Raw genomic sequence first — 564 nt, 5'->3', positions numbered from 1 at the left:
CGGTTGGATCCTTCAACGGAGCGTTCGGCAATACGCCGGCGCATGAACTTGGCGCCGCCGTCATCAAGGGCGTGCTCGAGCGCGCAGGCGTCGAAGCCGCTGAGGTCGACGAGGTGATCCTCGGCCAGGTTCTGCAAGCCGGCGAGGGCCAGAACCCGGCGCGTCAGGCGGCGATGAAGGCAGGTGTCCCACAGGAAAAGACCGCCTGGGGCATGAACCAGCTCTGTGGCTCGGGCCTTCGTGCCGTCGCACTTGGCATGCAGCAGATCGCATCTGGAGATGCCGACATTATCGTTGCCGGCGGCATGGAATCCATGTCGATGGCGCCGCATTGCGGCCATCTTCGCGGCGGCGTGAAGATGGGCGACTTCAAGATGATCGACACGATGATCAAGGACGGCCTGACCGACGCCTTCTACGGTTATCATATGGGCATTACCGCCGAGAACGTCGCCCGCCAGTGGCAGCTCAGCCGCGAGGAGCAGGACGCGTTTGCCCTCGCCTCGCAGAACAAGGCCGAGGCCGCACAGAAGGCAGGACGTTTTGCCGACGAGATCATTCCCT

At 63.5% G+C, this 564-nt stretch carries 1 protein-coding gene; it reads left to right on the top strand.

Annotation, left to right across the window (positions count from 1 at the left end):
- Window positions 1-564 (top strand): beta-ketoacyl synthase N-terminal-like domain-containing protein (locus RCCGE510_RS32815; protein WP_007638113.1); only part of this gene is annotated, 564 nt, incomplete at both ends.

It is taken from the genome of Rhizobium sp. CCGE 510 (genome assembly GCF_000292525.1).
Taxonomy (GTDB): domain Bacteria; phylum Pseudomonadota; class Alphaproteobacteria; order Rhizobiales; family Rhizobiaceae; genus Rhizobium.
Note: the sequence above shows the minus strand (reverse complement) of the source record. Positions and strands in the feature narration are given on the sequence as shown.